This is a genomic window from Streptomyces tendae (assembly GCF_014650435.1).
Classification (GTDB): domain Bacteria; phylum Actinomycetota; class Actinomycetes; order Streptomycetales; family Streptomycetaceae; genus Streptomyces; species Streptomyces tendae.
In genome coordinates this window covers 376,198-399,821 of record NZ_BMUY01000009.1, presented here as the reverse complement: position 1 = coordinate 399,821, position 23,624 = coordinate 376,198, and the positions used below count along the sequence as shown (strand labels likewise).

At 73.3% G+C, this 23,624-nt stretch carries 22 protein-coding genes; 9 read left to right on the top strand and 13 right to left on the bottom strand.

Going from position 1 to position 23,624, the window contains the following annotated elements; all coding sequences use genetic code 11:
- Nucleotides 1-298: 298 nt before the first annotated feature.
- From IE258_RS25105 to IE258_RS25090, 4 genes are all read right to left on the bottom strand, one after another.
- Nucleotides 299-1,456 carry a glycosyltransferase gene (locus IE258_RS25105; RefSeq protein ID WP_189746936.1) on the bottom strand — a complete coding sequence of 386 codons (1,158 nt, stop codon included), beginning with the start codon at nucleotides 1,454-1,456 and terminating at the stop codon, nucleotides 299-301.
- Nucleotides 1,453-2,580: a glycosyltransferase family 4 protein gene (locus tag IE258_RS25100; RefSeq protein WP_189746934.1), complete on the bottom strand. Its 1,128-nt coding sequence runs from the start codon at nucleotides 2,578-2,580 to the stop codon at nucleotides 1,453-1,455. Before IE258_RS25100 ends, IE258_RS25105 begins: the two co-directional genes overlap by 4 nt.
- Before the next feature lie 259 nt (nucleotides 2,581-2,839).
- Nucleotides 2,840-4,258: a HEAT repeat domain-containing protein gene (locus tag IE258_RS25095; protein WP_189746932.1), complete on the bottom strand. Its 1,419-nt coding sequence runs from the start codon at nucleotides 4,256-4,258 to the stop codon at nucleotides 2,840-2,842.
- A 334-nt stretch (nucleotides 4,259-4,592) separates the two neighbouring features.
- A complete protein-coding gene (locus tag IE258_RS25090) occupies nucleotides 4,593-4,985 on the bottom strand; it encodes an ankyrin repeat domain-containing protein (protein WP_127896376.1) in 393 nt (130 codons plus the stop codon).
- Between the two features lie 201 nt (nucleotides 4,986-5,186).
- Between IE258_RS25090 and IE258_RS25085 the strand changes: the two genes are divergently transcribed.
- Together IE258_RS25085 and IE258_RS25080 are read left to right on the top strand one after the other, a co-directional pair.
- Nucleotides 5,187-5,381 (top strand): hypothetical protein, encoded by a 195-nt coding sequence (locus IE258_RS25085; RefSeq protein WP_003977410.1) that lies wholly within the window; start codon nucleotides 5,187-5,189, stop codon nucleotides 5,379-5,381.
- A 53-nt stretch (nucleotides 5,382-5,434) separates the two neighbouring features.
- The gene (locus IE258_RS25080; RefSeq protein ID WP_189746930.1) at nucleotides 5,435-7,201 is read left to right on the top strand and encodes an NACHT domain-containing protein; all 1,767 of its coding nucleotides are present in this window, start codon (nucleotides 5,435-5,437) and stop codon (nucleotides 7,199-7,201) included.
- Nucleotides 7,202-7,533: 332 nt separating this feature from the next.
- Here the strand turns inward: IE258_RS25080 and IE258_RS25075 are convergent, their stop codons facing one another.
- The gene (locus IE258_RS25075) at nucleotides 7,534-9,033 is read right to left on the bottom strand and encodes an SCO1417 family PLP biosynthesis transcription factor (protein ID WP_189746928.1); all 1,500 of its coding nucleotides are present in this window, start codon (nucleotides 9,031-9,033) and stop codon (nucleotides 7,534-7,536) included.
- Nucleotides 9,034-9,135: 102 nt separating this feature from the next.
- Here IE258_RS25075 and yczE point away from each other — a divergent pair, with 102 nt between their 5' ends.
- From yczE to IE258_RS25055, 4 genes are all read left to right on the top strand, one after another.
- Nucleotides 9,136-9,855, top strand: coding sequence for a membrane protein YczE (gene yczE, locus IE258_RS25070; RefSeq protein ID WP_373309926.1), 720 nt, complete (start codon nucleotides 9,136-9,138; stop codon nucleotides 9,853-9,855).
- Entirely contained in the window at nucleotides 9,852-10,619 is a 768-nt protein-coding gene (locus tag IE258_RS25065) for a glycerophosphodiester phosphodiesterase family protein (protein ID WP_189746926.1), read from the top strand. The genes yczE and IE258_RS25065 overlap by 4 nt, the downstream gene beginning before the upstream one ends.
- A 55-nt stretch (nucleotides 10,620-10,674) precedes the next feature.
- Complete coding sequence (locus IE258_RS25060) at nucleotides 10,675-12,030, top strand: MFS transporter (protein ID WP_189747030.1); 1,356 nt, start codon at nucleotides 10,675-10,677, stop codon at nucleotides 12,028-12,030.
- Nucleotides 12,031-12,307: 277 nt separating this feature from the next.
- Entirely contained in the window at nucleotides 12,308-12,682 is a 375-nt protein-coding gene (locus tag IE258_RS25055) for an RNA polymerase-binding protein RbpA (protein ID WP_003977404.1), read from the top strand.
- A 121-nt stretch (nucleotides 12,683-12,803) separates the two neighbouring features.
- Here IE258_RS25055 and fxsA read toward each other — a convergent pair whose 3' ends face one another.
- The 4 genes from fxsA to IE258_RS25035 form a co-directional block, all read right to left on the bottom strand.
- The gene (gene fxsA, locus IE258_RS25050) at nucleotides 12,804-13,388 is read right to left on the bottom strand and encodes an FxsA family membrane protein (protein ID WP_127895978.1); all 585 of its coding nucleotides are present in this window, start codon (nucleotides 13,386-13,388) and stop codon (nucleotides 12,804-12,806) included.
- A 46-nt stretch (nucleotides 13,389-13,434) separates the two neighbouring features.
- Nucleotides 13,435-14,400 carry a polyprenol monophosphomannose synthase gene (locus IE258_RS25045; protein WP_189746924.1) on the bottom strand — a complete coding sequence of 322 codons (966 nt, stop codon included), beginning with the start codon at nucleotides 14,398-14,400 and terminating at the stop codon, nucleotides 13,435-13,437.
- Nucleotides 14,401-14,924: 524 nt separating this feature from the next.
- Nucleotides 14,925-16,529, bottom strand: coding sequence for an amidohydrolase (locus tag IE258_RS25040; protein ID WP_189746921.1), 1,605 nt, complete (start codon nucleotides 16,527-16,529; stop codon nucleotides 14,925-14,927).
- Nucleotides 16,530-16,618: 89 nt separating this feature from the next.
- Complete coding sequence (locus tag IE258_RS25035; RefSeq protein ID WP_159325201.1) at nucleotides 16,619-17,059, bottom strand: Lrp/AsnC family transcriptional regulator; 441 nt, start codon at nucleotides 17,057-17,059, stop codon at nucleotides 16,619-16,621.
- Nucleotides 17,060-17,326: 267 nt separating this feature from the next.
- On the opposite strand from IE258_RS25035, the gene IE258_RS25030 reads away from it, so the two are divergent.
- Both IE258_RS25030 and IE258_RS25025 read left to right on the top strand, forming a co-directional pair.
- Nucleotides 17,327-17,764, top strand: coding sequence for a hypothetical protein (locus IE258_RS25030; protein ID WP_087810437.1), 438 nt, complete (start codon nucleotides 17,327-17,329; stop codon nucleotides 17,762-17,764).
- Between the two features lie 164 nt (nucleotides 17,765-17,928).
- Nucleotides 17,929-18,246 (top strand): hypothetical protein, encoded by a 318-nt coding sequence (locus IE258_RS25025; RefSeq protein ID WP_159325202.1) that lies wholly within the window; start codon nucleotides 17,929-17,931, stop codon nucleotides 18,244-18,246.
- On the opposite strand, the gene IE258_RS25020 is transcribed toward IE258_RS25025, so the two are convergent.
- Complete coding sequence (locus IE258_RS25020; protein WP_189747028.1) at nucleotides 18,209-19,384, bottom strand: acyl-CoA dehydrogenase family protein; 1,176 nt, start codon at nucleotides 19,382-19,384, stop codon at nucleotides 18,209-18,211. The genes IE258_RS25025 and IE258_RS25020 overlap by 38 nt on opposite strands.
- A 368-nt stretch (nucleotides 19,385-19,752) precedes the next feature.
- Here IE258_RS25020 and IE258_RS25015 point away from each other — a divergent pair, with 368 nt between their 5' ends.
- A complete protein-coding gene (locus IE258_RS25015) occupies nucleotides 19,753-21,018 on the top strand; it encodes a glycoside hydrolase family 18 protein (protein WP_189746919.1) in 1,266 nt (421 codons plus the stop codon).
- An 80-nt stretch (nucleotides 21,019-21,098) separates the two neighbouring features.
- Here the strand turns inward: IE258_RS25015 and IE258_RS25010 are convergent, their stop codons facing one another.
- From IE258_RS25010 to IE258_RS25000, 3 genes are all read right to left on the bottom strand, one after another.
- Nucleotides 21,099-21,755 (bottom strand): TetR/AcrR family transcriptional regulator, encoded by a 657-nt coding sequence (locus IE258_RS25010; protein WP_373309925.1) that lies wholly within the window; start codon nucleotides 21,753-21,755, stop codon nucleotides 21,099-21,101.
- A gap of 137 nt (nucleotides 21,756-21,892) precedes the next feature.
- Entirely contained in the window at nucleotides 21,893-22,033 is a 141-nt protein-coding gene (locus IE258_RS25005; RefSeq protein WP_161379883.1) for an SCO1431 family membrane protein, read from the bottom strand.
- 119 nt (nucleotides 22,034-22,152) lie between these two features.
- The gene (locus IE258_RS25000) at nucleotides 22,153-23,520 is read right to left on the bottom strand and encodes a C39 family peptidase (RefSeq protein ID WP_189746915.1); all 1,368 of its coding nucleotides are present in this window, start codon (nucleotides 23,518-23,520) and stop codon (nucleotides 22,153-22,155) included.
- Nucleotides 23,521-23,624: the final 104 nt, after the last annotated feature.

Sequence of the window (23,624 nt, the reverse complement as noted above, 5' to 3'; positions counted from 1 at the left end):
GCCAGGCCCGAGGCCGTAGGCGGGCCCGGCGCGAAGGACGGGCCCGCGCGGCGGGTCGACGCCGTACACGGAACCCGCACGGGCGAGCAGCACCGCACCCGCCCGCGCGGCAAACCACACAACGCGAGCCACCCACGCCGCACGCCGGCGCATGCGACACATCGGCGGCGTGCAGAAGGGCCGCAGTCCGGAGTCGGCCTTGTGCGCGGGGCCCGGCGGCAGGCAGCGCCGCGAAGGGGCGCGGCGGGCGCGTCCCGGGTTGCCGGGCCGCGGAGCGGGCGCGGCTCAGGACCGCGGCTCAGGACACGGCCTCCGGCAGCACCGGGTGCGCAGGGAAGGGCGCGTCGTGCGCTGCCAGGAACGCCTCGACGGCCGTACTCCAGCCGAAGCACTCGGCACGCGCGCGTGCCGCCGCCCGCCGGTCCGTCTCCCGGCGTGCCAGGAGCAGTTCCACGGCGTCCGCGAAGGCAACCGCACGGTCGGCGGCAACGGCCCCGGCCGCGCCGATCACCTCGGGCAGGGCCGAGGACGCGCTCGCCACCACGGGCGTACCGCAGGCCATCGCCTCCAGTGCGGCGAGCCCGAAGGTCTCGGCCGGTCCCGGGGCCAGACACACGTCGGCCGACGCCTGGAGGGCACCGAGCAGCCGGGGGTCGGCGACGTGGCCGAGGAAGGTCACCGGAAGCCCTTGGTCCCGCGCCCGCTGTTCGAGCCGCGGGCGCAGCGGCCCGTCACCGGCCACCACCAGCACCGCCCGCCCGCGGCGCCGCCGGAGCTCCGCCAGCGCGTCGAGGGCCGTGCCGGGCCGCTTCTCCACGGACAGCCGGGAGCACATCACCAGCAACGTCTCGTCCCCGCGCGCGTACCGGGCCCTCGTCCCCCGGTCGCGCAGCCCGGGGTGCCGTCCGGTGAGGTCGACGCCGAGCGGGGCCCGTACGACGTTGCGGGCCCCGATGCGGACGAACTCCCGCTCGGCGAACTCCGTGGTGCACACCACGCGCGCGTAGGCGTGCGCCGTACGGACGTTGAGGGCGTCGGCGGTGCGCCGGGCGGCGCCTTCGGGCAGGCCCCAGGTGCGCAGCACGCCGTCGGTGGTCTCGTGGGAGACCATCACGGCGGGGACCCTGGCCCGCCGGGCCCACCTGCCGGTCCAGCGCAGGGTGGTGCGGTCGGACACCTCCAGGCGGTCGGGGGCCAGCTCCTCCAGCAGGGCGGCCACACGCCGCCCGTCGGTGAGGACGCGGTATCCACCGGTACCCGGCAGCAGACGCCCCGGGAGCGTGATCACCCGGCCCTGTTCGGTCTCCCGGTCGTCGGCGCAGGGGCCGGGGACGACGAGAACCGGCTCGTGTCCGGCCGCGCGGTACCCCCTGCCCAGCTCGCGCAGCGCGGTGCGCAGTCCGCCGGACGCGGGAGTGACGAAGTTGGCGAGCCGGACGATGCGCAGCGCGCTCATGCCGCCAGCACCGCCTTCCGGGAGGCGAGCACGTCCGTGTAGTGCCCGATCAGCCGGTCGCCGACGGCCGCCCAGGTGCGTCCCTCCACGGCGGCTCTCCCGGCCGCACCGTAGGCGCCGCGCAGCCCGGGGTCCGCGGACAGGGACCACACGGCGTCCCGTACGGCGGCGGCGTCGCGCGGCGGCACGAGCAGGCCGGTGCGGCCGTGGGCCACGAGGTCCAGCGGTCCGCCCGCCGCGGGGGCGACGACGGGCACACCGCTCGCCATGGCCTCCTGCACGGTCTGGCAGAACGTCTCGAAGGGGCCGGTGTGCACGAAGACGTCCAGAGAGGCGAAGACCCGGGCGAGTTCGTCACCGGTACGACAGCCGAGGAAGACGGCGCCCGGCAGCGACTGCTCCAGACCGGAGCGGCTGGGTCCGTCGCCCACGACCACGACGCGCACGCCGTCCAGGGCACAGGCGCCGGACAGCAGCTCCACCTGCTTCTCGGGGGCGAGGCGGCCGACGTAGCCGACGATCAGCTCGCCGTCCGGGGCGAGTGTGCGGCGCAGCGTCTCGTCCCACCGGTCGGGCCGGAAGCGGTCGGTGTCCACGCCGCGCGGCCACAGCTCGACCCGGGGCACACCGTGCGCCTTGAGGTCGCGCAGGGCGGCGCTGGACGGGGCGAGGGTGAGGTCGGCCGCGGCGTGCACGGAGCGGATGCGCCGCCAGGCGGCCGCTTCGCCCGCCCCCATGTACGTACGGGCGTAGCCGGCGAGGTCGGTCTGGTAGACGGCCACGGCCGGGACGCCGAGCCGGGCGGCGGCGGCCATGCCACGGACGCCGAGGACGAAGGGCCCCGCCAGGTGGACGAGGTCGGCGCGGTGCTCGGCGATCGCGGCGGCGACCCGCCGGCTGGGCAGGGCGACGCGGACCTGCGGGTAGCCGGGGAGCGGGAGGGAGGGGATCCGGACGACGCGGCACGGGGCGTACGCGTCCGCCTCGTCGGCGCCGGAGGTGGCCGGCGCGACGACGACGCAGTCGTGACCGCGGCCCACGAGGTGCCGGGCGGTCTGGAGTGCGCCGTGGGCGACGCCGTTGACATCGGGGGGAAAGGATTCGGTCACGATGACGACTCGCATACCGGTGTTGTCGCCGGACTGGACGTGCTCGCGTCAACGTCGATCTTTCCGGTCGAGGAACGTCCCGTGAGCGTTGCCCCGCCCACCCGGCCGGCCGGACCACGGCCACGCCCGCCTGAGCCGCGGGCCATCCGCCGTTCACCCCGGGCTGCCGGGAGGACCCCCGCCCTGGCGCCGGCCCGCGCGACCGCCGCGGCCGACTCCCGTGCCCGGGGCCCGGGTCCGAGGCCCGCAGTCCGGGGTCCGGGGCCCGGTGTCCTCACACGGTGGGCGCGTCCGGTCCGAAGCGGCTGCGGACCGCCGTCTGGACCTCGTCCTCCTCGGCCGGGTCGGCGGCGAGCCTGCGCAGCCGTTCGACGACGCGGTTGTCGCCGGTCTCGGCGTGCCGGGCGGCGAGTTCGCGGGTGGTCTCCTCGCAGTCCCACAGGCACTCGATGGCGAAGCCTGCCGCGAAGGACGCGTCGGTGGCGGCCAGCGCGCGGGCGGCCCGGCCGCGCAGGTGGGAGGAGGCGGTTTCGCGGTAGATGTGGCGCAGTACGGGCGCGGCGCAGGCGATGCCGAGCCGTCCGGTGCCGTCGACGAGGGTCCACAGGGTCGGCGCGTCGGGGCCTTCGCCGCGTACCGCCTCCCGCAGCGCGGCGAGCACGAGGTCGCGGTCCTGGGCAGCACCCCGGCAGGCCAGCACCCGTCCGGCGGCGGCCCCCAGCGCGTCCGGCCGGTGCACCCAGCCGCGCGCCCGGTCGACCGCGGCGAGGCTGCGCATGCGCTCGTAGGCGGCGACGGCGGCCTCCACGACCGGTGTCGAGCCCGTGGCCACGGCTCCCTCGACCAGGTCGAGGACATCGGGATCATTGCTGTCGGCGAGATAGCGCAGGGCGGTGCAGCGGGCCCCCTCGGTGCCAGACCGTGCGGCCTCGACGATCTCGGGCCGGTCCTCGGGCCCGGCGACGGCCGTGAGGCAGCGCGCGGCCGGCGCGTGCAGCGGGGTGCCGCGCTCGACGCCCTGCTCGGCCCACTCGAACACGGCCCGCACGCTCCAGCCGGGACGCGGCCCGGTGGAGTTCATCTGTCGCTGCCAGCGGTCGAAACAGCCCGTCTCCTGGGCGGCACGCACGCGCGTGGCGATCGATTCGCGAGGGTCGTCGGCCCACAGGCGCCAGGGCCGGGGCTCGAAGGCGTCCCGCACCGCGGCGGCCAGCTCGGCCTCGCCCTCGGCGTCGCGCGGGAAGCGGGCCAGGACGGGCGCGGCGAGGGCGCGCAGCCCCGCGTCGTCGTCGCGCAGCGCCAGCTCGTCCAGGGCCCACGCCCAGTTGACGCCGTGCGCGGCGTACCGGCGCAACAGCTGGAGCGCGTCCAGCCTGCCGTAGGAGGCGAGGTGGCCGAGGACGGCGAGGGCCAGCCCGGTGCGCGACTCGTCGGCGTCCAGGACGTCCTCGGGGTCGAAGAGGTGGGCCTCGATCGCGTCCAGCTCGCCGTTCAGGTCGAGGTAGAGGCGGGCGTAGTAGAGGGAGCGGTTCTCGACCTGCCAGTCGTGGCGGGGGTCGTGGAGCACGCAGTGGTTGAGGGCCGCGAGCGCTTCGGCACGCGGAGCGGTGAGCGCGTGCAGCGTGCCGTCGCCGCGACCCCGCTGAAGCAGGCCGAGCAGCGTACCGCTGGGCGCTATGACCGGATCGAACATGGGAAACAGCCTCACATCAAGCGTCGACGCAACCGGGGAGCACGCGTTACCTGGCCGTGCGCCAACACGTCGGAGCGCCCGCCGTCTTTTGCTTGCTGAAGACCATGTTCCTCTGCCTCTCGTCGGTGGCCCTTGCGAGCCGTGTCACGGCCCGCGCGGTGCGGCAACACCTGCCCAGCCATCACGTCCGTGAACCACGTCGTCATGATGGCCCGGCGGTCACATCTGCCGCGACCGAAATTTCGGCGGCCCTGTACCGCCTCCCCCGTTTCCAGTGTTCTGCCTGGTCAGAAAATGTGGAGCGGTCCCGGTCAGGGCCCTCTCCGCCGTCCCGTCACCGGGCGCCGAACAGCTCCAGCAGGTCCGTCCGGGCGAACATCCGCGCCGTGTCGACGGCCGACGGGGTGCCCGCCGCCGGGTCCGCGCCGGCCTCGAGCAGTGCCTTGGTCACTTCCGTCTCACCCTTGAAGGCGGCCCCGGCGAGCGGCGTCTGACCCCGGTCGTTGACGCGGTCGGCGTCGGCACCGCGGGTCAGCAGCGCACGCACCGCTTCGGCGTGCCCGTGGTAGGCGGCGAGCATGACGAGGGAGTCGCCGCGGTCGTTGGTGAGGTCGGCCGGTACACCGGCGTCCACGTACGCGACCAGCTCTTCGGTGCGCCCCTGCCGGGCCAGATCGAAGATCTTGGTCGCCAGCTCCACGACCTCGGGGTCGGGGGCTTCACTCATCGGCCGGACCACCTCTCACAGCGAACTTTCGGCGAATCGCCAGGGTACTGGCTCGCGGGACACCCGAGCGGACCAAGGACCCCTCCGCCACCCGAGGTAATTCGGTCGAATTTCCCCCATTTGCACCTTTTATCGTATGGATACATGCTGTGAGCCTGGAAGTACTCATGGTGACTGTCCCCGTGAACCAGGAGAACTCACATGATCCTCTCGATCTCAGGCGTGGTCCTGCTCGGCATCGTCGTCTTCATCTTCTTCCGCAAGGACGGCCTCAAGGCCTCGCACGCGCTGGTCGCCGTACTATTCGGGTTCTACCTCGCGAGTACGGCCATCGCCCCGAGCATCAAGGCGGGCGGCGAGAGCCTGGCGGGCCTCCTCGGCGGCATCAAGTTCTGACGGCCCGCTCCCCCCGCCCGACATCCGCACGTACGCACCTCCAGGAGGCAGCAGTGGCCCGGCGGCCCCTCCCCCGCATTCTGAGCAACGGCGGCGCACAGCTCGCCCGGAGCCGGGAGCTGGCCCGGACGGCGGCCGACGGCGCCACCGACGTCCTCCAGCCGCTGATCACGATTGCCCGCGGTCTGCGCCGACTGGCCGCGGCCGCGCGGCGCAGATGGTCCGAGACCCCCAAGGACCGGCGCGGCGCGCTGCTGTTCCTGGTGGCCTCGGTGGTCCTGGTGGTGGCACTCGTGCCGTACGGCCCGCTGCTCGCCGTCATCGTCCTGATGGCGGCGGCAGCCTGGCAGGGCAGGGAACGCCCACCGGCGGCGCCCGAGGGCACCGACGACACCCGGACCAGGCGCCTGCAGTCGCTCTACGAGGCGCTGGTCCCCTATTTCTCCCTCGCGGAGGACCCCGACCCCCTCTACGCCCACGGCGGCGGGTGGGAGAAGGCGTTCCCGGCGTACGAGTTCGACGACGACGGGCGCGTCGCCCACCTGGTGATCCGCTACCCGGCCTACTTCACCGACGGGGAGGCGGAGTCCCGGACCCGGATCGAGCACCTGCTCACCGCGAAGTCCGGCCGTGGCCGGGAGTACCACTTCACGTGGGACGAGGAGGCCAACCACCTCTCCGTGGACGTGCTCGCGCCGCTGCCCACCGACATCGCCGCCCAGCGTTTCGTGACGGCGCCCGGCGAGACCGTCCTCGGCTTCACCGACCCGACCCGGGTCCAGCGCACGCTCCCGCTCACCCACGGCGTGGAGCAGCGGGACGTGCCGCCGGTCGTCTGGCGCACCGGCATCCGCTCGACCGAGCCCCACCTGCTGGTCCTGGGGCAGCCCGGCACCGGTACCTCGACCCTGCTGCGCTCGGTCGCCCTCCAGGCGCTGCACCACGGCGATCTGCTGATCGTCGACGGTGGCGGCACCGGGGAGTACGCCTGCCTGGTCGGCCGGGACGGCGTACTGGCCGTGGAGTGCGGCCTCACCGGTGCGCTGACCAGCCTGGAGTGGGCCGCCGCCGAGACGGAACGGCGGCTGATCTCCGTGAACCGGGCCCGTCAGCAGGGCCTGGCGGCGCCGGACGACACCCGGCGGCCCCTGTGGGTCTTCCTGGACCGTCCGACGGCGTTCACCCACCTCGCCGCCACGGGCGGGCGCCGGGACCCGCAGACCCTGCTCCAGGTCCCGCTGCGGCACGGCCGGGCCGCGAACGTGACCGTGGTCGTCGCCGACCAGTTGGACGCCCTGGACGGCCTCACCGACGCCGTACGGCAGCACACGCGCGCGCGTGTCGTGCTCGGCCCGGCCACCGCGGACGAGCTGTCGAACGCGCTGGGCGCTCCCCCGCACACCACGCCCCTCGACCAGGTCCCGCCCGGCCGGGGGTACGCCCGTCTGGGTACGGGACCGGTGCACCGTCTCCAGGTCCCGGCCACTCCGGACCCCTACGACGACGCGACGAGCGAGGCGCACCGGCAGGCGGTGCTCGACCTGCTCCCCCCGCGGACGACCCCGGCGGACGGGGAGCAGGCGCCCCTTCCCCCAGAGGCGGAGGCCGAGGCGAAGGCGAAGGCCGTCTCCATGGCGAAAGCCGTCTCCGTGGAGAAGGACGAAAACCCGGCCGACGTGGCCGCGAGCGAGCCGGAGGAGGCCGCGGCGGACCCGGAGTCCGCCCCGGTGACGATGGAGAAGGCGGCGGCCGGGACGCCGACCGAGCCGGCTCCCGCTGACCCGGTCCCCGCCGAGGCCGTCGCGGCGGAGACCTCCTGACCCGTCGGCCGGGGCGGCGCATCCCACGGCTCCGCCCCGGCCTCCTCGCGCATCCCTCGCCGGTCCACCTCCGGGCCGCGCCCGTGTCCCCGGGCCCCGGCGCCCGCGGCGGCGCACACCGCGACGTGTGCGACACGCCCGTCCACCGCGTCACCGCCCGTCGCGACCCCGGCGCGCCCACTCCGCCCGGACCGGCGCCATGCACCGGACGCCGCCTCACCCGGCACCTCGACCATCCGTCCGCCGCCCGCGTCGGCCCGCACCCGCGCGCAACCTGCCCCGCCGGACCGGCCCTGGGCCACCCGCGCGCGACCTGCCCCGCCGGACGGGCCCTACGCCACGAACGTCCGCGGTGTCTCGCCGCCGCCGACACCGCCGTTCTCCACCATTCGGGCCGCGGCGGCCAGTCGCACCGCCGCCTCCTCGGCCACCGCACCGCCGACCGTGAACGGCAGTCGGACGTACCCCTCGAAGGCACCGTCGACCCCGAAGCGCGGCCCGGACGGGACGCGGAGGCCCACCCGCTCCCCCGCCTCGGCGATCCGGGAACCCGACAGGCCCCCGGTCCGCACCCACAGGGTGAGGCCACCCCGGGGCACCTCGAACTCCCAGTCCGGCAGCTCCCGCCGGACCGCCGCCACCAGCTCGTCCCGGTTCTGCCGGGCCTGTTCGCGGCGCACCGTCACGGCCTGCTCCCAGCCGCCGGTGCTGAACAGCCAGTTCACGGCGAGCTGCTCCAGCACCGGTGTGCCCAGGTCGGCGTAGGCCCGCGCGGCGACCAGGCTGCGGATCACGTCGGGCGCGGCACGGACCCAGCCGATGCGCATCCCGGCCCAGAATGCCTTGCTCGCCGAGCCGACGGTGATCACGGTGGACCCGGCCGGGTCGAAGGCGCACACGGGGCGCGGCATCTCGACGTCGTCGTCCAGCCACAGCTCGCTCATCGTCTCGTCGGCCACGAGCACCGTCCCCGCCGAGCGGGCCGCGTCCACCAGCCGCCGTCGCTGGTCGTCGTCGGCGAGCGCGCCGGTGGGGTTGTGGAAGTCGGCGACGACGTAGGCGATGCGGGGTGCGGCGTCGCGCAGCACCTGGCGCCAGCGGTCGACGTCCCAGCCGGTGAGTCCCTCGGCCATCGCGACGGGCACCAGCCGGGCCCCGGCCTCGCGCATCAGCTGGAGGATGTTGGCGTAGGACGGGGACTCCACGGCGATGCGCTCGCCGCGTCCCCCGAAGAGGTGGCAGATGGCGTCGATGGCGCCCATCGCCCCCGTGGTCACCATGATCTGCTCGGGCATGGTGGGAATGCCCCGCACGGTGTAGCGCTCGGCGATCATCGCGCGCAGCGCGGGCAGCCCGGCCGGGTAGTCGCCGTGGGTGTGCGCGTACGGCGGCAGCTCCTCGAGGGCGCCCTGCACCGCGCGGGTGAGCCAGGGTTCGGGTGCGGGCAGCGCCGCGCACCCCAGGTCGATCACCGAGCCGAGGGCCTCGGGCGGCAGCGGCTCGAGTCCGCGGGCCGGCAGCGGGTTCCCGGCCGGGACCGCGGTCCAGCTGCCCGCGCCCCGCCGGGACTCCAGGAAGCCCTCGGCACGCAGCGCCTCGTAGGCGGCGGCGACGGTGGTGCGGCTGACGGTCAGGGCGAGGGCCAGTTCCCGTTCGGCGGGCAGCCGGGCGGCGACCGGGACGCGGCCCTCCAGCACGAGCAGCCGGATGCCGTCGGCGAGCGCGCGGTAGGCCGGCGGGCGGCGCGTCCCGGGCCCGGCGGGGCGGTCCTGCTGGGAGGCGAGCAGCCGCGCGAGCTGCCCCGCCCCGACGGCCGAGGTCCACTGCGCCATGGAAATCAGTCCACCTTCCCCGAATTGGCCCTGGTTGACTCTTCTACTCAAGCCACAGGGTGTCACGTGGCAGGCCACGACCACCACCCCAGGGGGCACCTCTTGTCCAGGCAGTCCGAGCAGTCAGAGCAGCCCGAGCCGTCCGAGCAGCCCGAGCCGTCCGAGCAGCCCGAGCCGTCCAGGCGACTCGCGCGGCGGCTGACCCAGCTCTACGGCGGTCTCGCGCTCTACGGCGCGAGTTCAGCACTCCTGGTCAGGTCCGGGCTCGGGCTGGAACCGTGGAACGTGCTGCACCAGGGCCTCGCGGAGCACACCGGCCTGTCGATGGGCGTGGTGCTGACCGCCGTGGGCGCGGCGGTCCTGCTGCTCTGGATCCCGCTGCGCCAGCGGCCGGGCCTGGGCACCGTCTCCAACGTGCTCGTGATCGGCGCCGCGATGGACGCCACGCTGAGTGTCGTGCCGGACGCCCACGGCTGGACGCTGCGCATCGCCGCGATGGTCGCGGGCATCGTCCTGAACGGCGCGGCGACCGGGCTGTACATCGCCGCGCGGTTCGGCCCCGGCCCGCGTGACGGCCTGATGACGGGGCTCAACCAGCGCACCGGGCTCTCGGTGCGCCTGGTGCGGACCGTGGTCGAGATCACGGTGGTGGTGACGGGCTTCGCCCTCGGCGGCACGGTGGGCCTGGGCACCCTGCTCTACGCCGTGTCGATCGGCCCGCTCGCGCAGGTGTTCCTGCGCGTGTTCGCCGTGCCGCCGACACCGTACGGCAGCACGGTGGTTGCCGCCGGGCGGCCCGGGCGCGCGATACTGCGCCGGTGACCACGCCGATACGCCACCCGTACCTCGACCATCCCGGCCCGATCGCGTTCGCCCACCGGGGCGGGGCGGCGGACGGTCTGGAGAACACGCTGCGGCAGTTCCGGCGCGCGGTCGAGGCGGGCTACCGGTACATCGAGACCGACGTGCACGCCACGCGGGACGGGAAGCTCGTCGCCTTCCACGACGCGACCCTGGACCGGGTGACGGACGGGGCCGGGCGGATCGCGGACCTGCCCTGGGAGGACGTACGCCACGCGCGCGTGGCGGGCGCGGAACCGGTGCCGCTCTTCGAGGAGCTCCTGGAGACCTTCCCCGAGGTGCGCTGGAACATCGACGTGAAGGCGGAGCCCGCGCTGCGGCCCCTCCTGGAGCTGATCGGGCGGCTGGACGCCTGGGACCGGATCTGTGTCGGCTCCTTCTCCGAGGCGCGCGTGATCCGCGCCCAGCGGCTCGCGGGTCCCCGCCTGGCCACCTCGTACGGCAGCCGGGGCGTCCTCGGCCTGCGGCTGCGCTCCTGGGGGCTGCCGGCCGCGCCGCGCCGCTCGGCGGTGGCCGCGCAGGTCCCCGAGGCGCAGTCGGGCATCCGGGTGGTGGACCACCGCTTCGTGCGCGCCGCCCACGCGCGCGGGCTGCAGGTGCACGTCTGGACGGTCAACGACGCGGACCGTATGCACCGGCTCCTGGACCTTGGAGTGGATGGCATCATGACCGATCACATCGACACACTGCGCAGGGTCATGGAGGACCGCGGCGTCTGGGGCTGAGCCACCCGGCCGCGCCCCGGGGACGGTGCGCGTGCACGGGGAAGGCGAGGGCACGGTGGGCACCGACACCCTGCGGTCGGACGCGGCGGGCGGGGCCGACCCGGCCGCCGAACGACGGCGCGAGCAGCGCGGCTGGTACTTCTACGACTGGGCGTGCTCCGTCTACTCGACGAGCGTCCTGACCGTGTTCCTGGGCCCCTATCTGACCTCGGTCGCCGAATCGGCGGCGGACACGGACGGCTACGTCCACCCCCTCGGCATACCGGTGCGCGCGGGGTCGTTCTTCGCGTACTCGGTGTCGCTGTCGGTGATCGTGGCGGTGCTGGTGATGCCGCTGGTGGGCGCGGCGGCCGACCGCTCGGGCCGCAAGAAGCCGTTGCTGGCCGCCGCCGCGTACACCGGCGCCGCGGCCACGACCGCCATGTTCTTCCTCGACGGCGACCGCTACCTGCTGGGCGGGCTGCTGCTGGTCGTCGCCAACGCGGCGCAGTCGGTCGCGATGATGCTCTACAACTCCTACCTGCCCCAGATCGCCCCGCCCGAGGAACGCGACGCGGTCTCCTCCCGGGGCTGGGCCTTCGGCTACGCGGCCGGCTCCCTGGTCCTGATCGTCAACCTGGTCCTCTACACCGGCCACGACTCGTTCGGGCTGAGCGAGAGCGCGGCGGTCCGGATCTGCCTGGCGTCGGCGGGGCTGTGGTGGGGCGCCTTCGCGCTGATTCCGCTCCGCCGGCTGCGCGACCGGCGTGCGGTGGCCCGGGAGGCCGCACTGCCCGGGTTCCGGCAGCTCGCGGCGACCGTCCGGGACATGCGGCGCCGCCCGCTGACACTGGCCTTCCTGCTGGCGTACCTGGTGTACAACGACGGCATCCAGACGGTGATCTCCCAGGCATCGGTCTACGGCTCCGAGGAGCTGGGCCTCGGGCAGTCCACCCTGATCGTGGCGGTCCTGCTGGTCCAGGTGCTGGCGGTGGCGGGCGCCCTGGCGCTGGGCCGGCTGGCCCGCAGGTACGGCGCCAAGCGCACGATCCTCGGGTCGCTGGTCGCCTGGACGGTGACCCTCGCGGCCGGGTACTTCCTGCCGGCGGAGGCGCCGGCGTGGTTCTTCGTACTGGCCGCCGGGATCGGACTCGTCCTGGGCGGTAGCCAGGCGCTGTCCCGCTCCCTGTTCTCCCATCTGGTCCCGCCGGGCAAGGAGGCCGAGTACTTCTCGGCGTACGAGCTGAGCGACCGCGGGATGAGCTGGCTCGGGCCGCTGCTCTTCGGGCTCACCTACCAGCTGACCGGGAGCTACCGTGACGCGATCATCTCCCTGGTCGCCTTCTTCGTGATCGGTTTCGTGCTGCTCGCGCGGGTGCCCGTACGGCGGGCGATCGGCGACGCGGGCAACCCGGTACCCGAAAGGATTTAGCACTCGGCGCGAAAGGGCTGTAGTGTACGCGTTTGGCCTGCCAGGCGTACCGTTACTGCGCGTCAAAGGTGCCGAATCGCTATGTCACATCTGCCAGCAGAGGTGACAAACCGGACGTCGGCGGGTACTGCACTGGTTGCAAGGCTGCGGCTGCGACGGCGACGCAGGGCCCGGATCGGGAGTCGGGACGGGAATCTTTACCGCCGCCCGGACGTTGACCGGATGACGACGACAGCGACACCTGTCCTGTGGGCGACAAGCCCGGGAGGCACGATTCATGAGTGAGCGAGCTCTTCGCGGCACGCGCCTCGTGGTGACCAGCTACGAGACGGACCGCGGCATCGACCTGGCCCCGCGCCAGGCCGTGGAGTACGCATGCGAGAAGGGGCATCGGTTCGAGATGCCCTTCTCGGTCGAGGCGGAGATCCCGCCGGAGTGGGAGTGCAAGGTCTGCGGGGCCCAGGCACTCCTGGTCGACGGCGACGGCCCTGAGGAGAAGAAGGCCAAGCCCGCGCGTACGCACTGGGACATGCTGATGGAGCGACGCACCCGCGAGGAACTCGAAGAGGTCCTCGAGGAGCGGCTGGCAGTTCTGCGCTCCGGCGCGATGAACATCGCGGTCCATCCGCGAGACAGCCGCAAGAGTGCGTAGCGGGAGACCGTAGGCGAGACAACCGAACAACCGCGGGTGCCGTACATGAGCTTCATGTACGGCACCCGCGGTTTTGTCGTGTCCGGGTGGCGTGCCCCGGGCCCCGGGCGGGGCCGGGGGCTCAGCGCGTCAGCGGAGGGCGGGGGTCCTGCGGGGCGTCGTCCGGGTCGTCCCGGATGACCTCGCCCTGGACGACCTTGCCGTCCGGGCGGTGCATCCGGGCCTGGCGGAAGGCGTCGCCCAGGGTGCCGGGGCCGGCGTCCCGGAGCTTGCGCTCCACCGTCCGCTGGGCGTACCGGCTGACGGCCTTCTGCACCGGGGGCAGCAGCATGAGCAGGCCGAGCGCGTCCGAGATCAGGCCGGGCAGGATCAGGAGCAGCCCGCCCAGCATCATCAGGCCGTTGCCCTCGCTGTTCGGGCGGGCCTCGGGTGGGATGCCCGACTGCATGGCCGACTGCTGCTGGTTGATCGTCTCCGTGAGGTTGCGGAAGGCCCGGCGGCCCGCCGCCTTGATGACCACGGACCCGAGGACCACACCGGCGACCAGGAGAAGGAAGACCATGAAGCCACTGGACGCCCCCGCGACCACGGTCAGCAGCCAGATCTCCAGCACGAGCCAGGCGGCGATGCCCAGCGGCAGGAACGTGCGCAGCCGGGAGCGCGGAGGCCGGGCGGGGGACCTGGGGGTCTGAGCGCCAGTCGTCATACTCCCAGTGTGCCTGGCCCCGGCTCAGTGCGGCATAAGAGGGCGGTCAGGGCTTGGCGCCGGACGCCTTCGACGCCGCGTCACCGGACCCCGCAGACGCCTCACCGGACTTCGACGCCGCGTCGCCGGCCTCCGCAGACGCCTCACCGGACTTCGCCGGCCCTTCACCGGACTTCGCCGGCTCGTCGTCGGCGGCCGCCTGCCCGTCCGCCGTGGTGCCGGGGCGCCTGTCGCGACCCAGGACCTTGCCGACCCTCTCCCCCACACCCCAGGTGGTGACCCGCCACAGGGCCTCCACCAGGATGTCGCGGCTCATCTTGGAGTCGCCCAGTTCCCGCTCGACGAACGTGATCGGCACCTCCACGACGTGGTACCCGGCCTTGATCGCGCGGCGGGCGAGGTCGACCTGGAAGCAGTAGCCCTGGGAGGCGACCTCCTCGAGGCCGAGCCCCTCCAGGGTCTCGCGGCGGAAGGCGCGGTAGCCGCCGGTGATGTCGCGCAGCGGCAGGTCGAGCGCGATCCGCGAGTACATGCTGCCGCCGCGCGAGATGATCTCGCGGGACTTGGGCCAGTTCACCACCCGGCCGCCGGGCACCCAGCGGGAGCCGAGCACGAGGTCGGCCCCCTTGAGGGCGGTCAGCAGGCGGGGCAGCTCCTCGGGCTGGTGGGAGCCGTCGGCGTCCATCTCGATCAGCACGCCGTAGCCGTGCTCCAGGCCCCAGCGGAAACCGGCGAGGTAGGCGGCGCCCAGACCCTCCTTGCCCTTGCGGTGCATGACCTGGACGTGGTCGTCCCCGGCCGCCAGTTCGTCGGCGAGCTTGCCGGTGCCGTCGGGGCTGTTGTCGTCGGCCACGAGAACGTGCGCCTCGGGGACGGCCTCACGCACGCGCGTGACGATCGCCTTGATGTTCTCCGCCTCGTTGTAGGTCGGGATGATCACCAGGGCCGTGCCCAGGGGGCCGAACCGCCTCTGCCGCCCCGCAGCCGCGGGCGTCCCGTCGCCGTCGTTCACCACTGCCCCTTCGTGTCCGTACACAGAGCACCACCATAATCGCCGCGGCCTGCGCCAACGTGACAGGACGGCCGTACGGTGGTGTCGTTTCTCCGGAACCGGGGTAGGGATGGCCGATTCAGGCCGTTGTGCGACGGATGGGGGCCCGGCGCCCTTCGGGCCGGCCCGGGACCCGCCGGCTGCGGGTCGACCTAGGCCGTTGTCTACTGAGCGCCCGGGCCCCACCCGGGTCACACCTCCCGACCGGCCGGAACGTTCCCTCGTCGCGGTGCGGGCACTGAGCCTGGCTCCCAGTGGCGGTGCCCCGGTGCGGCACACCGTCCCTGACTCAGCGGCACCGCGACGCGGATGCGGAAGGCTCCCCGGTCGGGCGTCCGGTGGTGGACCCGGCCGAACCTACCGGCCCCCCGCCGTCGCCTGTCAACAGTCGTTCCACCTGCGCCTTTGCTGTCAATGTGCAGGTCAGCGCGGAGGAGACCCAGGTCGTGGCCGCGCGAAGATCATCGCCCCGTCGGCCGTGGAGATCACTCGCCCGGCCGTACGAAGACGGTCCGGCCACCCACCACGGTACGCAGGCAGACGGGCAGCTCCCGGCCCGGGGTGAGGTCGGGCAGGCCGGGGGTGCCGGAGCGCGGGTCGGTCGACCAGCGCGCCACCCGGTCGTCCGGGGCCTGGACCACGAGCTCATCGGTCCGCCACACGGCGTAGTCCGCGGGCACGCCCGGCACCAGGACGCCCGCGTCGTCGCGGCCGATCGCCCGCCAGCCGCCGCGTGTGTGCGCCGTGAAAGCCGCACGGACGGACACCCGGTGCTCCGGGGTGTGGTGGAAGGCGGCGGCCCGGACGGTGCCCCACGGGTCGAGGGGCGTGACCGGGCTGTCGGAGCCGAAGGCGAGCGGCACGCCGGCGCGCAACAGGGCCGCGAAGGGGTTGAGCGTACGGGCCCGCTCGGCGCCCAGGCGCTGGGCGTACATGCCGTCCTCGCCGCCCCAGAGCGCGTCGAAGGCGGGCTGCACGGAGGCGGTCAGGCCCAGTTCCGCGAAGGCCGCGACCGTCTCGGGCGTGAGCATCTCGGCGTGCTCGATGCGGTGCCGGGCACCCCGGACGCGGGCGAGGCCGATCTTGTCGGCGGCGGCACGCACTCCCTCCACGACGGCACTCACGGCGGCGTCGCCGATGGCGTGGAAGCCCGCCTGGAGGCCCGCCTCGGTGCAGGCGACGACGTGGGCGGCGACGGCGGTGGCGTCCAGGTGGGCGGTGCCGGTGTGGCCGGCGTCGGCGTAGGGCTGGTGCAGGCAGGCGGTGTGCGAGCCGAGGGAGCCGTCGACGAAGAGGTCCCCGGCGGCCCCGACGGCGCCCAGCTCCCGCGCCTTGTCGACGTCCTGCTCGGCCCAGTAGCCGATCACCCGCGGCCCGGGCCCCTCGGCCGACAGGCGCAGCAGGCCGGTGAGGTCGTCCTCGGAGGAGATCTCCGGTCCTGCGCATTCGTGAACGGTTCCGATACCGAGGGAGGCGGCGTGCGCGAGGGCCGCGCGCTGGGCCGCGGTGCGCTGGGCGGGGGCGACGGCCCCGAGGGCGGCGGCGCGCACGGCGTGGTGGGCGTCGCCGGTGAGCGGGCCGTCCCCGCGGGCGAGGTCACCGGGCGCCAGGTCGAGCAGGGCGGTGGTGACGACGGCCGAGTGGACGTCGATACGGCTGAGGTACAGGGGGCGGCCGCCGGTCGCGGTGTCCAGTTCGGCGCGCGTCGGGGGCTGCCCGTCCGGCCAGCGGGCGGCGTCCCAGCCGTGCCCCAGGAGCACACGGTCGTCCGGGCGGGCGGCGGCGAAGTCCCGTACGAGGGCGAGGGCCGCCTCGCGGGTCGGGGCGGTGGAGAGGTCGAGCCCGGTGAGGGCCAGACCCGTGGCGGTGGTGTGCACATGTGCGTCGGTGAACGCCGGGGTGACGAGCGCGCCGTCCAGGTCGATCACCTCGTCGACCCCGTCCGCGAAGGCGTCCGCGGCGCCCTCCGAGCCGACCCAGGCGACCTGGCCGCGTTCGACGACCATGGCCGTCGCGAAGGGGTCGGCGGGACTGTGGACCTCGCCGCGGCGCAGCAGGACGGTCGAGGACGGGGTGGTGGACTCACTCATGGACACCAGTCTCGCCCCTCGCGGGGGCCGCCCGGCAGCCGGGGCGGCCGGGCGCACGGCCGTGGCCCGGCACTGGCGCGCGGGCGCCGTCAGATACGCGGCGGACGGGACTCGTAGGGGGTCGAGAGGACCACGGTGGTACGCGTCGACACCCCGGCGAGGGAGCGGACCCGCGCGAGCAGTTCCTCCAACTCGTGCGGGGTGGCCACCCGGACCTTGAGGATGTAGTTCTCGTCGCCGGCGACGCTGTGGCATGCCTCGATCTCGGGGACCCCGGAGAGCCGGTCCGCGATGTCGTCGGGGGCGCTGGGGTCGAAGGGTTTCACCGAGATGAACGCCGTCATCGGCAGCCCGACGGCCTCCGGGTCGACGACCGCGGCGTAACCGCGGATGACGCCACGCTGCTCCAGCCGCCGCACCCGCTGGTGCACGGCCGACGTGGACAGGCCCGTGGCCTTGCCCAGGTCGGTGTAGCTCATCCGCCCGTCCTTGACGAGCAGCTGCACGATCTGTCGGTCCAGCTCCTCCATGGCGCAAGAACCTACAGTGCGGTTGATCTCCTCGGATACCAGAGCAGTCCGGGTGGTGCCCCGTTCGTGATGTGACGGGGTGTCGGACCGCGGCCGAGCGGGGACAAACCCGCCGCACGGGGCACCTGCGGACGGCATGTGACGAAGACCACACTGGTTGAACATTCTCCGTGATGTTCTCGTGATTACCCCGCAGGGGGGACGGGAAGTGCTTGCTGTGGTCGAGGCCGCAGTGCCGTCACGGCCCAGCCCGAGGGGGAGAATCCCATGCAGAGTCTTAAGCGCCCTGGTCGTACCACGTCCAAGCGGCAGCAGCCGGTCGTCGAGCCCGTATCGGAGGGCGTCGAACCCGACGCCTTCGACGACGAGGAACTCGACGCCTACGACACCTTCGAGATGTACCGGGTGTTCTGCCCGGACTGCGCGCAGCCCATCGCCCTGCTCGCGGACGAGGAGACGCTGCCGGAGCACGCGCTGTGCGCCTCTCCGTGGAACCCGTTCGGGCTCACGGTCTGTGCCGGCACCGGTCGCAGGGCCACCGAGGCACGTCCGGCGGACGAGTCGTTCCAGCCCCACGAGCAGGACACCGCCCTGCTGTTGACGCTCCCCCGGGGCCTCGACTGGCGGACCCAGCCCTTCTCCCACGTCGGCGGCCCGGGCTCGCGCCCGATGCGGGTGCCGACGATGCGGCGCGAAGCGGCCTGAGGACACCCCGGCGCCCGGCCGACAGGGCTCGCCCACCATTTCGTCACCCCGCCCGCGCCGCGGCTCGCAGGATGCCGTGGCGCCGGTCGGTCACGGACGCGCACGAACTCACTCTCGATTGCGTCCGCCGGTGACCTGTCCGTACTTCGCCGCGTTGCCCGGGTATGACCCCCACGTACTCGTCGACCGGGAGTCGGCGCCGCGTGTTCGTACCGGTGTCCGCGGGACCGGTTCCCCCGGCCCCGCAGATCCCCGACCCGCCGATCTACCGTGAGCTGATGCGGACCTGGGCCGACGGCGGCCGCACGCTGCCGGGGCGCCACGACCCGGAGTGGGTCAGGCTCGCGGAACCCCCGCGCGGGCTCGGCGACTTCTTCGCCACGGGTGACTTCTTCACCACCGGCGACCTCCGTGTCGGCGGCGACTTCGCGGTCGCCGCCGACCTCACCGCTCCTCGGGACCCGCGAGGTGACGGGCGATGACCATCCGCTGGATCTGGTTGGTGCCCTCGACGATCTGCAGCACCTTGGCCTCGCGCATGTACCGCTCGGCCGGGAAGTCCGCGATGTAGCCGTACCCGCCGAGGATCTGCACGGCGTCGGTGGTGACCCGCATCGCCGTCTCGGTGCAGTGCAGCTTGGCCATGGCGGCCTGCTTGGCGAACGGCAGTCCGGCGTCGCGCAGTCGTGCCGCCGTCAGGTACAGGGCGCGGCCGGCCTCGATCTGCGTCGCCATGTCGGCGAGCATGAAGCGCAGCCCCTGGAAATCGGCGATCGGCCTGCCGAACTGGCGCCGCTCGGCCGCGTAGGACACGGCCGCGTCCAGCGCCGCCTGGGCCACGCCGATCGCGCAGGCGGCGATGCCGAGCCGGCCGGAGTCGAGCGCGGACAGGGCGATCGCGAAGCCCTGACCCTCGTCGCCGAGGCGGCGGGCGTCGGGCACCCGTACGCCGTCCAGGTGAACCTGCGCGGTGGGCGAACCCTTGAGCCCCATCTTCTTCTCGGGCACCGCGGCGCTCAGCCCCTCGGCGTCACCGGGCACCAGGAAGGCGGTGATGCCGCGCGGTCCGTCCTCCCCGGTACGCGCCATGACGGTGTAGAAGTCGGCGATGCCGCCGTGCGTGATCCACGCCTTGGTGCCGGTGAGCACCCAGTCTCCCCCGCTCTCGCGCACGGCCTTGGTGCGCAGCGAGGCGGCGTCGGAGCCGGAGGCGGGTTCGGAGAGGCAGTAGGCGCCGAGCAGGCCGCCGCCGAGCATCGCGGGCAGGTGCTCGGCCTGCTGCTCCTTGGTGCCGTGGGCGGCCAGCGCGTAGGAGGCGAGCGTGTGCACGCTGACGCCGAGGCCGACGGTGAGCCGGGCCGCGGCCAGCTCCTCCAGGACCTGGAGGTAGACCTCGTACGGCTGCTCGCCGCCGCCGAACTCGGCGTCGTAGGGCAGTCCGAGCAGGCCGGAGTCGGACAGAAGGGTGAAGACCTCGCGTGGGAAGCGCCCGGTGTCCTCCTCCTCGGCCGCGCTCGGGGCGATCTCACGCTGCGCGATGTCGCGGACGAGCGAGATCAGGTCCCGTGCCTCGTCCGTGGGCAGTTGCCGGTCCACCGGCTGCGGGGCGCGGTCGGGCATGGCGACGCTCTCCTCCCTGTCGGGCACATCGGCGGACATACGCCTTGGGTGGAGGCGGCTCCGCCGGGTCTTTCCGGCCTGGCCGATGCTCGCACTCCCGGGTCGCGGAAGCGGCTGACCAGCGGCTGTGCGCTGTGAGTATGCCCGATCAGGGGGACGGAGTCACCAGTTAACGACCGCTTACTCAAAGAATTCCGAGAATGGCCCCGGCGGGGCCGTCAGGGGCGGGATTCCGGCTTCGGAACTCCCAGAATGGTCCGAACCATTGACCACACTGGTCTAGTCCTCCTACGGTGACGGATCGAACGCCTCACCGCGTTCATGCCAATCGGCGCGCGTTTCCCTCTTCCCCCACGAGGAGACACCCGATGCACGTCCCGCACCTCCCCCGCGTCCGCCCCATCCGGACGCTGTTCTCCGCCCTGTGCACCGTCGCCCTCGGCGCCGGACTGCTGGCCGGCGCCGGCCCGGCCACGGCCACCGCAGAGGCACCCGCCGCACCGGCCGAGGCACCCGCCGTGCAGGCCGCGGCAGGATCCAAGGTCGTCGGCTACTTCACCGAATGGGGCGTCTACGACCGCAACTACCACGTCAAGAACATCGAGTCGTCGGGCTCCGCCGACCAACTCACCCACATCAACTACTCGTTCGGCAACGTCACCGGCGGCAAGTGCGCCATGGGCGACGCCTACGCGGCGACCGACAAGGCCTACACCGCGGCCGACTCCGTCGACGGCGTCGCGGACACCTGGGACCAGCCGCTGCGGGGCAACTTCAACCAGCTGCTCAAGCTGAAGCAGAAGCACCCCGACCTGAAGATCCTCTGGTCGTTCGGCGGCTGGACCTGGTCCGGCGGCTTCGCACAGGCCGCGCAGAACCCGGAGGCGTTCGCCCAGTCCTGCTACGACCTGGTCGAGAACTCCAAGTGGGCCGATGTCTTCGACGGCATCGACATCGACTGGGAGTACCCGAACGCCTGCGGTCTGAGCTGCGACACCAGCGGCCGCGACGCCTTCCCGAAGCTGATGAGCGCCCTGCGCGCCAAGTTCGGCCAGGACTACCTGGTCACCGCGGCGATCACGGCGGACGCCACGGCCGGGGGCAAGATCGACGCGGCGGACTACGCGGGCGCTGCCCAGTACGTCGACTGGTACAACCCGATGACGTACGACTTCTTCGGCGCCTGGGACGCCACCGGGCCGACCGCTCCGCACTCGCCGCTGACCTCGTACGCGGGCATCCCGAAGGAGGACTTCCACACCTCGGCGACGATCGCGAAGCTCAAGGGACTCGGCATCCCGTCCTCGAAGCTCCTGCTCGGACTCGGCTTCTACGGCCGCGGCTGGACCGGTGTCACCCAGTCGGAACCGGGCGGCACCGCGACCGGCCCGGCGAAGGGCACGTACGAGAACGGCATCGAGGACTACAAGGTGCTGAAGACCAGTTGCCCGGCGACCGGCACGGTCGGCGGCACCGCGTACGCCAAGTGCGGCAGCGACTGGTGGAGTTACGACACCCCGCAGACCATCGCGACCAAGATGGCCTACAAGAACGAGCAGGGCCTCGGCGGGACCTTCTTCTGGGAGCTGAGCGGCGACACCGCGAGCGGTGAGCTGATCAAGGCGATCGACTGAACCAACCGGCGCACACGGGGGGCGAGGGGGCGGAGACCGGCTCGGGTCTCCGCCCCCTCGTCAGGCTTCGCCGGGCGCCGTCAGGCGTCGTCCCGGCGGGCCGGGGCAGGGGCCGGACAGGCGGGGTCCAGTTCCTCGATGGCGCGCAGCGTGCCGCCGAGCGACTTCACCAGCAGCTCGCACATGGTGCCGCGGGGCAGTTCCGGTCGGCCGATCCAGTCCAGGGTGGCGCCCTCGACGCCGCACACCCAGGCGAGCAGGCCCATGCGGGCCAGCGGCCCGATGTCCGAACGTCCGTACGCCCCTTCGGCGATGGTGACGACGATCGCCTCGCGCACCCCGTCCCGGATGGCGTGCACCTCGGTGTCGAAGCCGACTCCGCCGCTGACGATGGTGCGGTAGGCGGCCTGGTTGTGCTCGGCGTAGCGCAGGTAGCCGTCGATGGTGCGGTGGACGCGGTCCACCTGCGGCAGTTCGGTGCCGCGTGCCGCGGTGGTGACGAGGTCGGCCACCGAGTCCTGGATGATCGCCAGGTAGTAGCCCCGCTTGGACTGGAAGTAGTAGTAGATCAGCCCCTTGGCGACATGCGCCTGGCGGGCGATGTCGTCCATCGAGAGCGCGTCGTACGAGGTGTCGGCGAACAACTTCCGCCCGATGGCGATGAGTTCGGCACGGCGCGCCAGCGAGCGCTCGGTGCCGCGCGCCCGGAGACGGACGTCGGCACCTTGTTGACTCATATTCAATTTCGACCCTGGTCTCCTGCGGGCGGGGGGACCTCCGCAGTATGGCAGGTCGGTTCGTGGGGCAGGTCACACGCGGGTCACGTCACAGCGGACCGGGCCGGTCACAGCACAGCCGGACCGGGCCGGGCGCGTCAGAGCAGGCCGAGCTGAACCACGAGCATCGCGACCACCACGACGAGGGTCCACCCCATGACGTGTTCCAGGATCTTGGGGCCGTCGTCCTTGGGGCCGCCGGTGCGGACACGGGTGGCGGCTGCGGTGTGTGCGGTCATGGCTGCTCGCTGCTCTCGGTCTCGGCTTCACTGAGTCCCCCCGCTCACGGTGTCCACCTTGCCACCGTGAGCGGCTTTTGCCGCCGAGAGCTTGGTCACAGCGATGCGGCGCGGCCCGCTCAGCGCACCCCCACCGCCGCGAGCGCCTTGCGCTGGCGCGGGCTGGGGTGAGCCGGGAAGTACAGGTAGCAGACGCCGCCCGTACCGGAGACGACCTTGCCACTGGCGTTGTACCGCTTGGTCCTGAGCCAGATGTTCTCCCACTCGCGCCGGCGGTAGACGCGGCGCACGGCGTCGTTGTCGTCCGAGGCCGGGTCGTTGGCGATCACGTCGCCGTCGGCGGTGAAGCCGATCACGGTCATCAGGTGGCCCGAGGTGCCGTAGCCCGCCCCGGTCAGCTCCTCCTCCAGGAACGACTGGGACGTTATGGCCGGGATGCCGGCCGCGATCAGCGTCTCCAGGTCGGTGAGGGAGCCCAGGCGCGTGACCACGCCCTGGATGCCTTCGAACGTGGCGGCGTAGGCGGCGTTGAAGGGCCAGTTGCCGCAGCCCTCGTACTGGTTGTCGTACGTGTACCGGGCGGCGTGGCAGACCTGCGGGTCGGCGTAGGCGGGGTCGACCCAGGCGAGCTGCTCCTCGGTGAGGCGCCCGCCCCAGTACTCGATGATCATCTGCGAGGAGGTGGGGCTGCACCATGCCTCGCCGCCGTTGTCGTACTCGGGGTACTGGCCCTTGTGGATCTCCTGCGAGTAGCGCGGGACGCGCAGTTCCCCGGCGTGGCCCGGGGTGGAGGCCGGCACGGTGAAGCGGTCGGGGACGTCGGAGCCCATCGCGCCGAGCCGCCAGACGGTGGGTGTGCCGCGCGTGCCCGGACGGCGGTGGAGGGTGAGCCGGAGCCGGTAGGAGACCAGGCGCAGGCCGGTGGAGGCGTCGTCGACGGAGAAGGTGTCGGTCCAGATACTGCTCTTGCCGTCGCTCTGGTCGTCGACCGAGGTCCGTCTGATGTCCCGCTCGCCGTCGCCGGCCGTCCAGCGGCCCATCACGTACCAGGGCGTGTCCGTACCGTCGGAGTAGGTGCCCTTCAGGTCGACCTGGATCCAGGTGCCGCCCGGCGTGTGCGCGTTCCAGGAGGCGATGACCTCCGTCGCCGGCATGGTGAGCCGGTGGACGGGCGAGGTCCAGGTCGCGTACTCCCAGGCGGCGGTGGTGCCGGTGTGCGGGTCGGTGTAGTCGGTGGTGCCGGCCGGGGTGCCGATCACGACGCCGGGGCGGGCGCCCGCGACGGGGCGGGCCCCCCGCGCGCTCCCGCGCCGCCAGTCGCCGTACGTGGTCCAGGCGTGGTAGTCCACCGGCCGTCGGGCGCCGCCGCCGGTGCCCGCGCCGGGCGCGGCGTGGGCGACGGCGGGGATCGCGCCGCCCGACACGGCGGCCGCGGCGACGGCGGCGGCCAGGAGGGCTCTGCGGGACGGCTGTTCGACTCTGCTCATGGGCGGGAGACCCCCAGGTGTCCGGGTCGGGCGGGTCCGTCGTTGCACGGTCGTGCGCCAACTATGGACGGAGCCGCCCGCTCCTGCCAGCACTTCCACGCACG

Coding starts and splice junctions, on each gene's coding strand:
- IE258_RS25105 (WP_189746936.1), bottom strand. CDS start 1,456: ATGAGCGCGCTGCGCATCGTCCGGCTCGCCAACTTCGTCACTCCCGCG.
- IE258_RS25025 (WP_159325202.1), top strand. CDS start 17,929: ATGACCCCCACGTACTCGTCGACCGGGAGTCGGCGCCGCGTGTTCGTA.
- IE258_RS25090 (WP_127896376.1), bottom strand. CDS start 4,985: ATGAGTGAAGCCCCCGACCCCGAGGTCGTGGAGCTGGCGACCAAGATC.
- IE258_RS25020 (WP_189747028.1), bottom strand. CDS start 19,384: ATGCCCGACCGCGCCCCGCAGCCGGTGGACCGGCAACTGCCCACGGAC.
- IE258_RS25040 (WP_189746921.1), bottom strand. CDS start 16,529: ATGAGTGAGTCCACCACCCCGTCCTCGACCGTCCTGCTGCGCCGCGGC.
- IE258_RS25000 (WP_189746915.1), bottom strand. CDS start 23,520: ATGAGCAGAGTCGAACAGCCGTCCCGCAGAGCCCTCCTGGCCGCCGCC.
- IE258_RS25095 (WP_189746932.1), bottom strand. CDS start 4,258: ATGTTCGATCCGGTCATAGCGCCCAGCGGTACGCTGCTCGGCCTGCTT.
- IE258_RS25030 (WP_087810437.1), top strand. CDS start 17,327: ATGCAGAGTCTTAAGCGCCCTGGTCGTACCACGTCCAAGCGGCAGCAG.
- fxsA (WP_127895978.1), bottom strand. CDS start 13,388: ATGACGACTGGCGCTCAGACCCCCAGGTCCCCCGCCCGGCCTCCGCGC.
- IE258_RS25035 (WP_159325201.1), bottom strand. CDS start 17,059: ATGGAGGAGCTGGACCGACAGATCGTGCAGCTGCTCGTCAAGGACGGG.
- IE258_RS25100 (WP_189746934.1), bottom strand. CDS start 2,580: ATGCGAGTCGTCATCGTGACCGAATCCTTTCCCCCCGATGTCAACGGC.
- IE258_RS25015 (WP_189746919.1), top strand. CDS start 19,753: ATGCACGTCCCGCACCTCCCCCGCGTCCGCCCCATCCGGACGCTGTTC.
- IE258_RS25075 (WP_189746928.1), bottom strand. CDS start 9,033: ATGGCGCAGTGGACCTCGGCCGTCGGGGCGGGGCAGCTCGCGCGGCTG.
- IE258_RS25085 (WP_003977410.1), top strand. CDS start 5,187: ATGATCCTCTCGATCTCAGGCGTGGTCCTGCTCGGCATCGTCGTCTTC.
- IE258_RS25055 (WP_003977404.1), top strand. CDS start 12,308: ATGAGTGAGCGAGCTCTTCGCGGCACGCGCCTCGTGGTGACCAGCTAC.
- IE258_RS25010 (WP_373309925.1), bottom strand. CDS start 21,755: ATGAGTCAACAAGGTGCCGACGTCCGTCTCCGGGCGCGCGGCACCGAG.
- IE258_RS25005 (WP_161379883.1), bottom strand. CDS start 22,033: ATGACCGCACACACCGCAGCCGCCACCCGTGTCCGCACCGGCGGCCCC.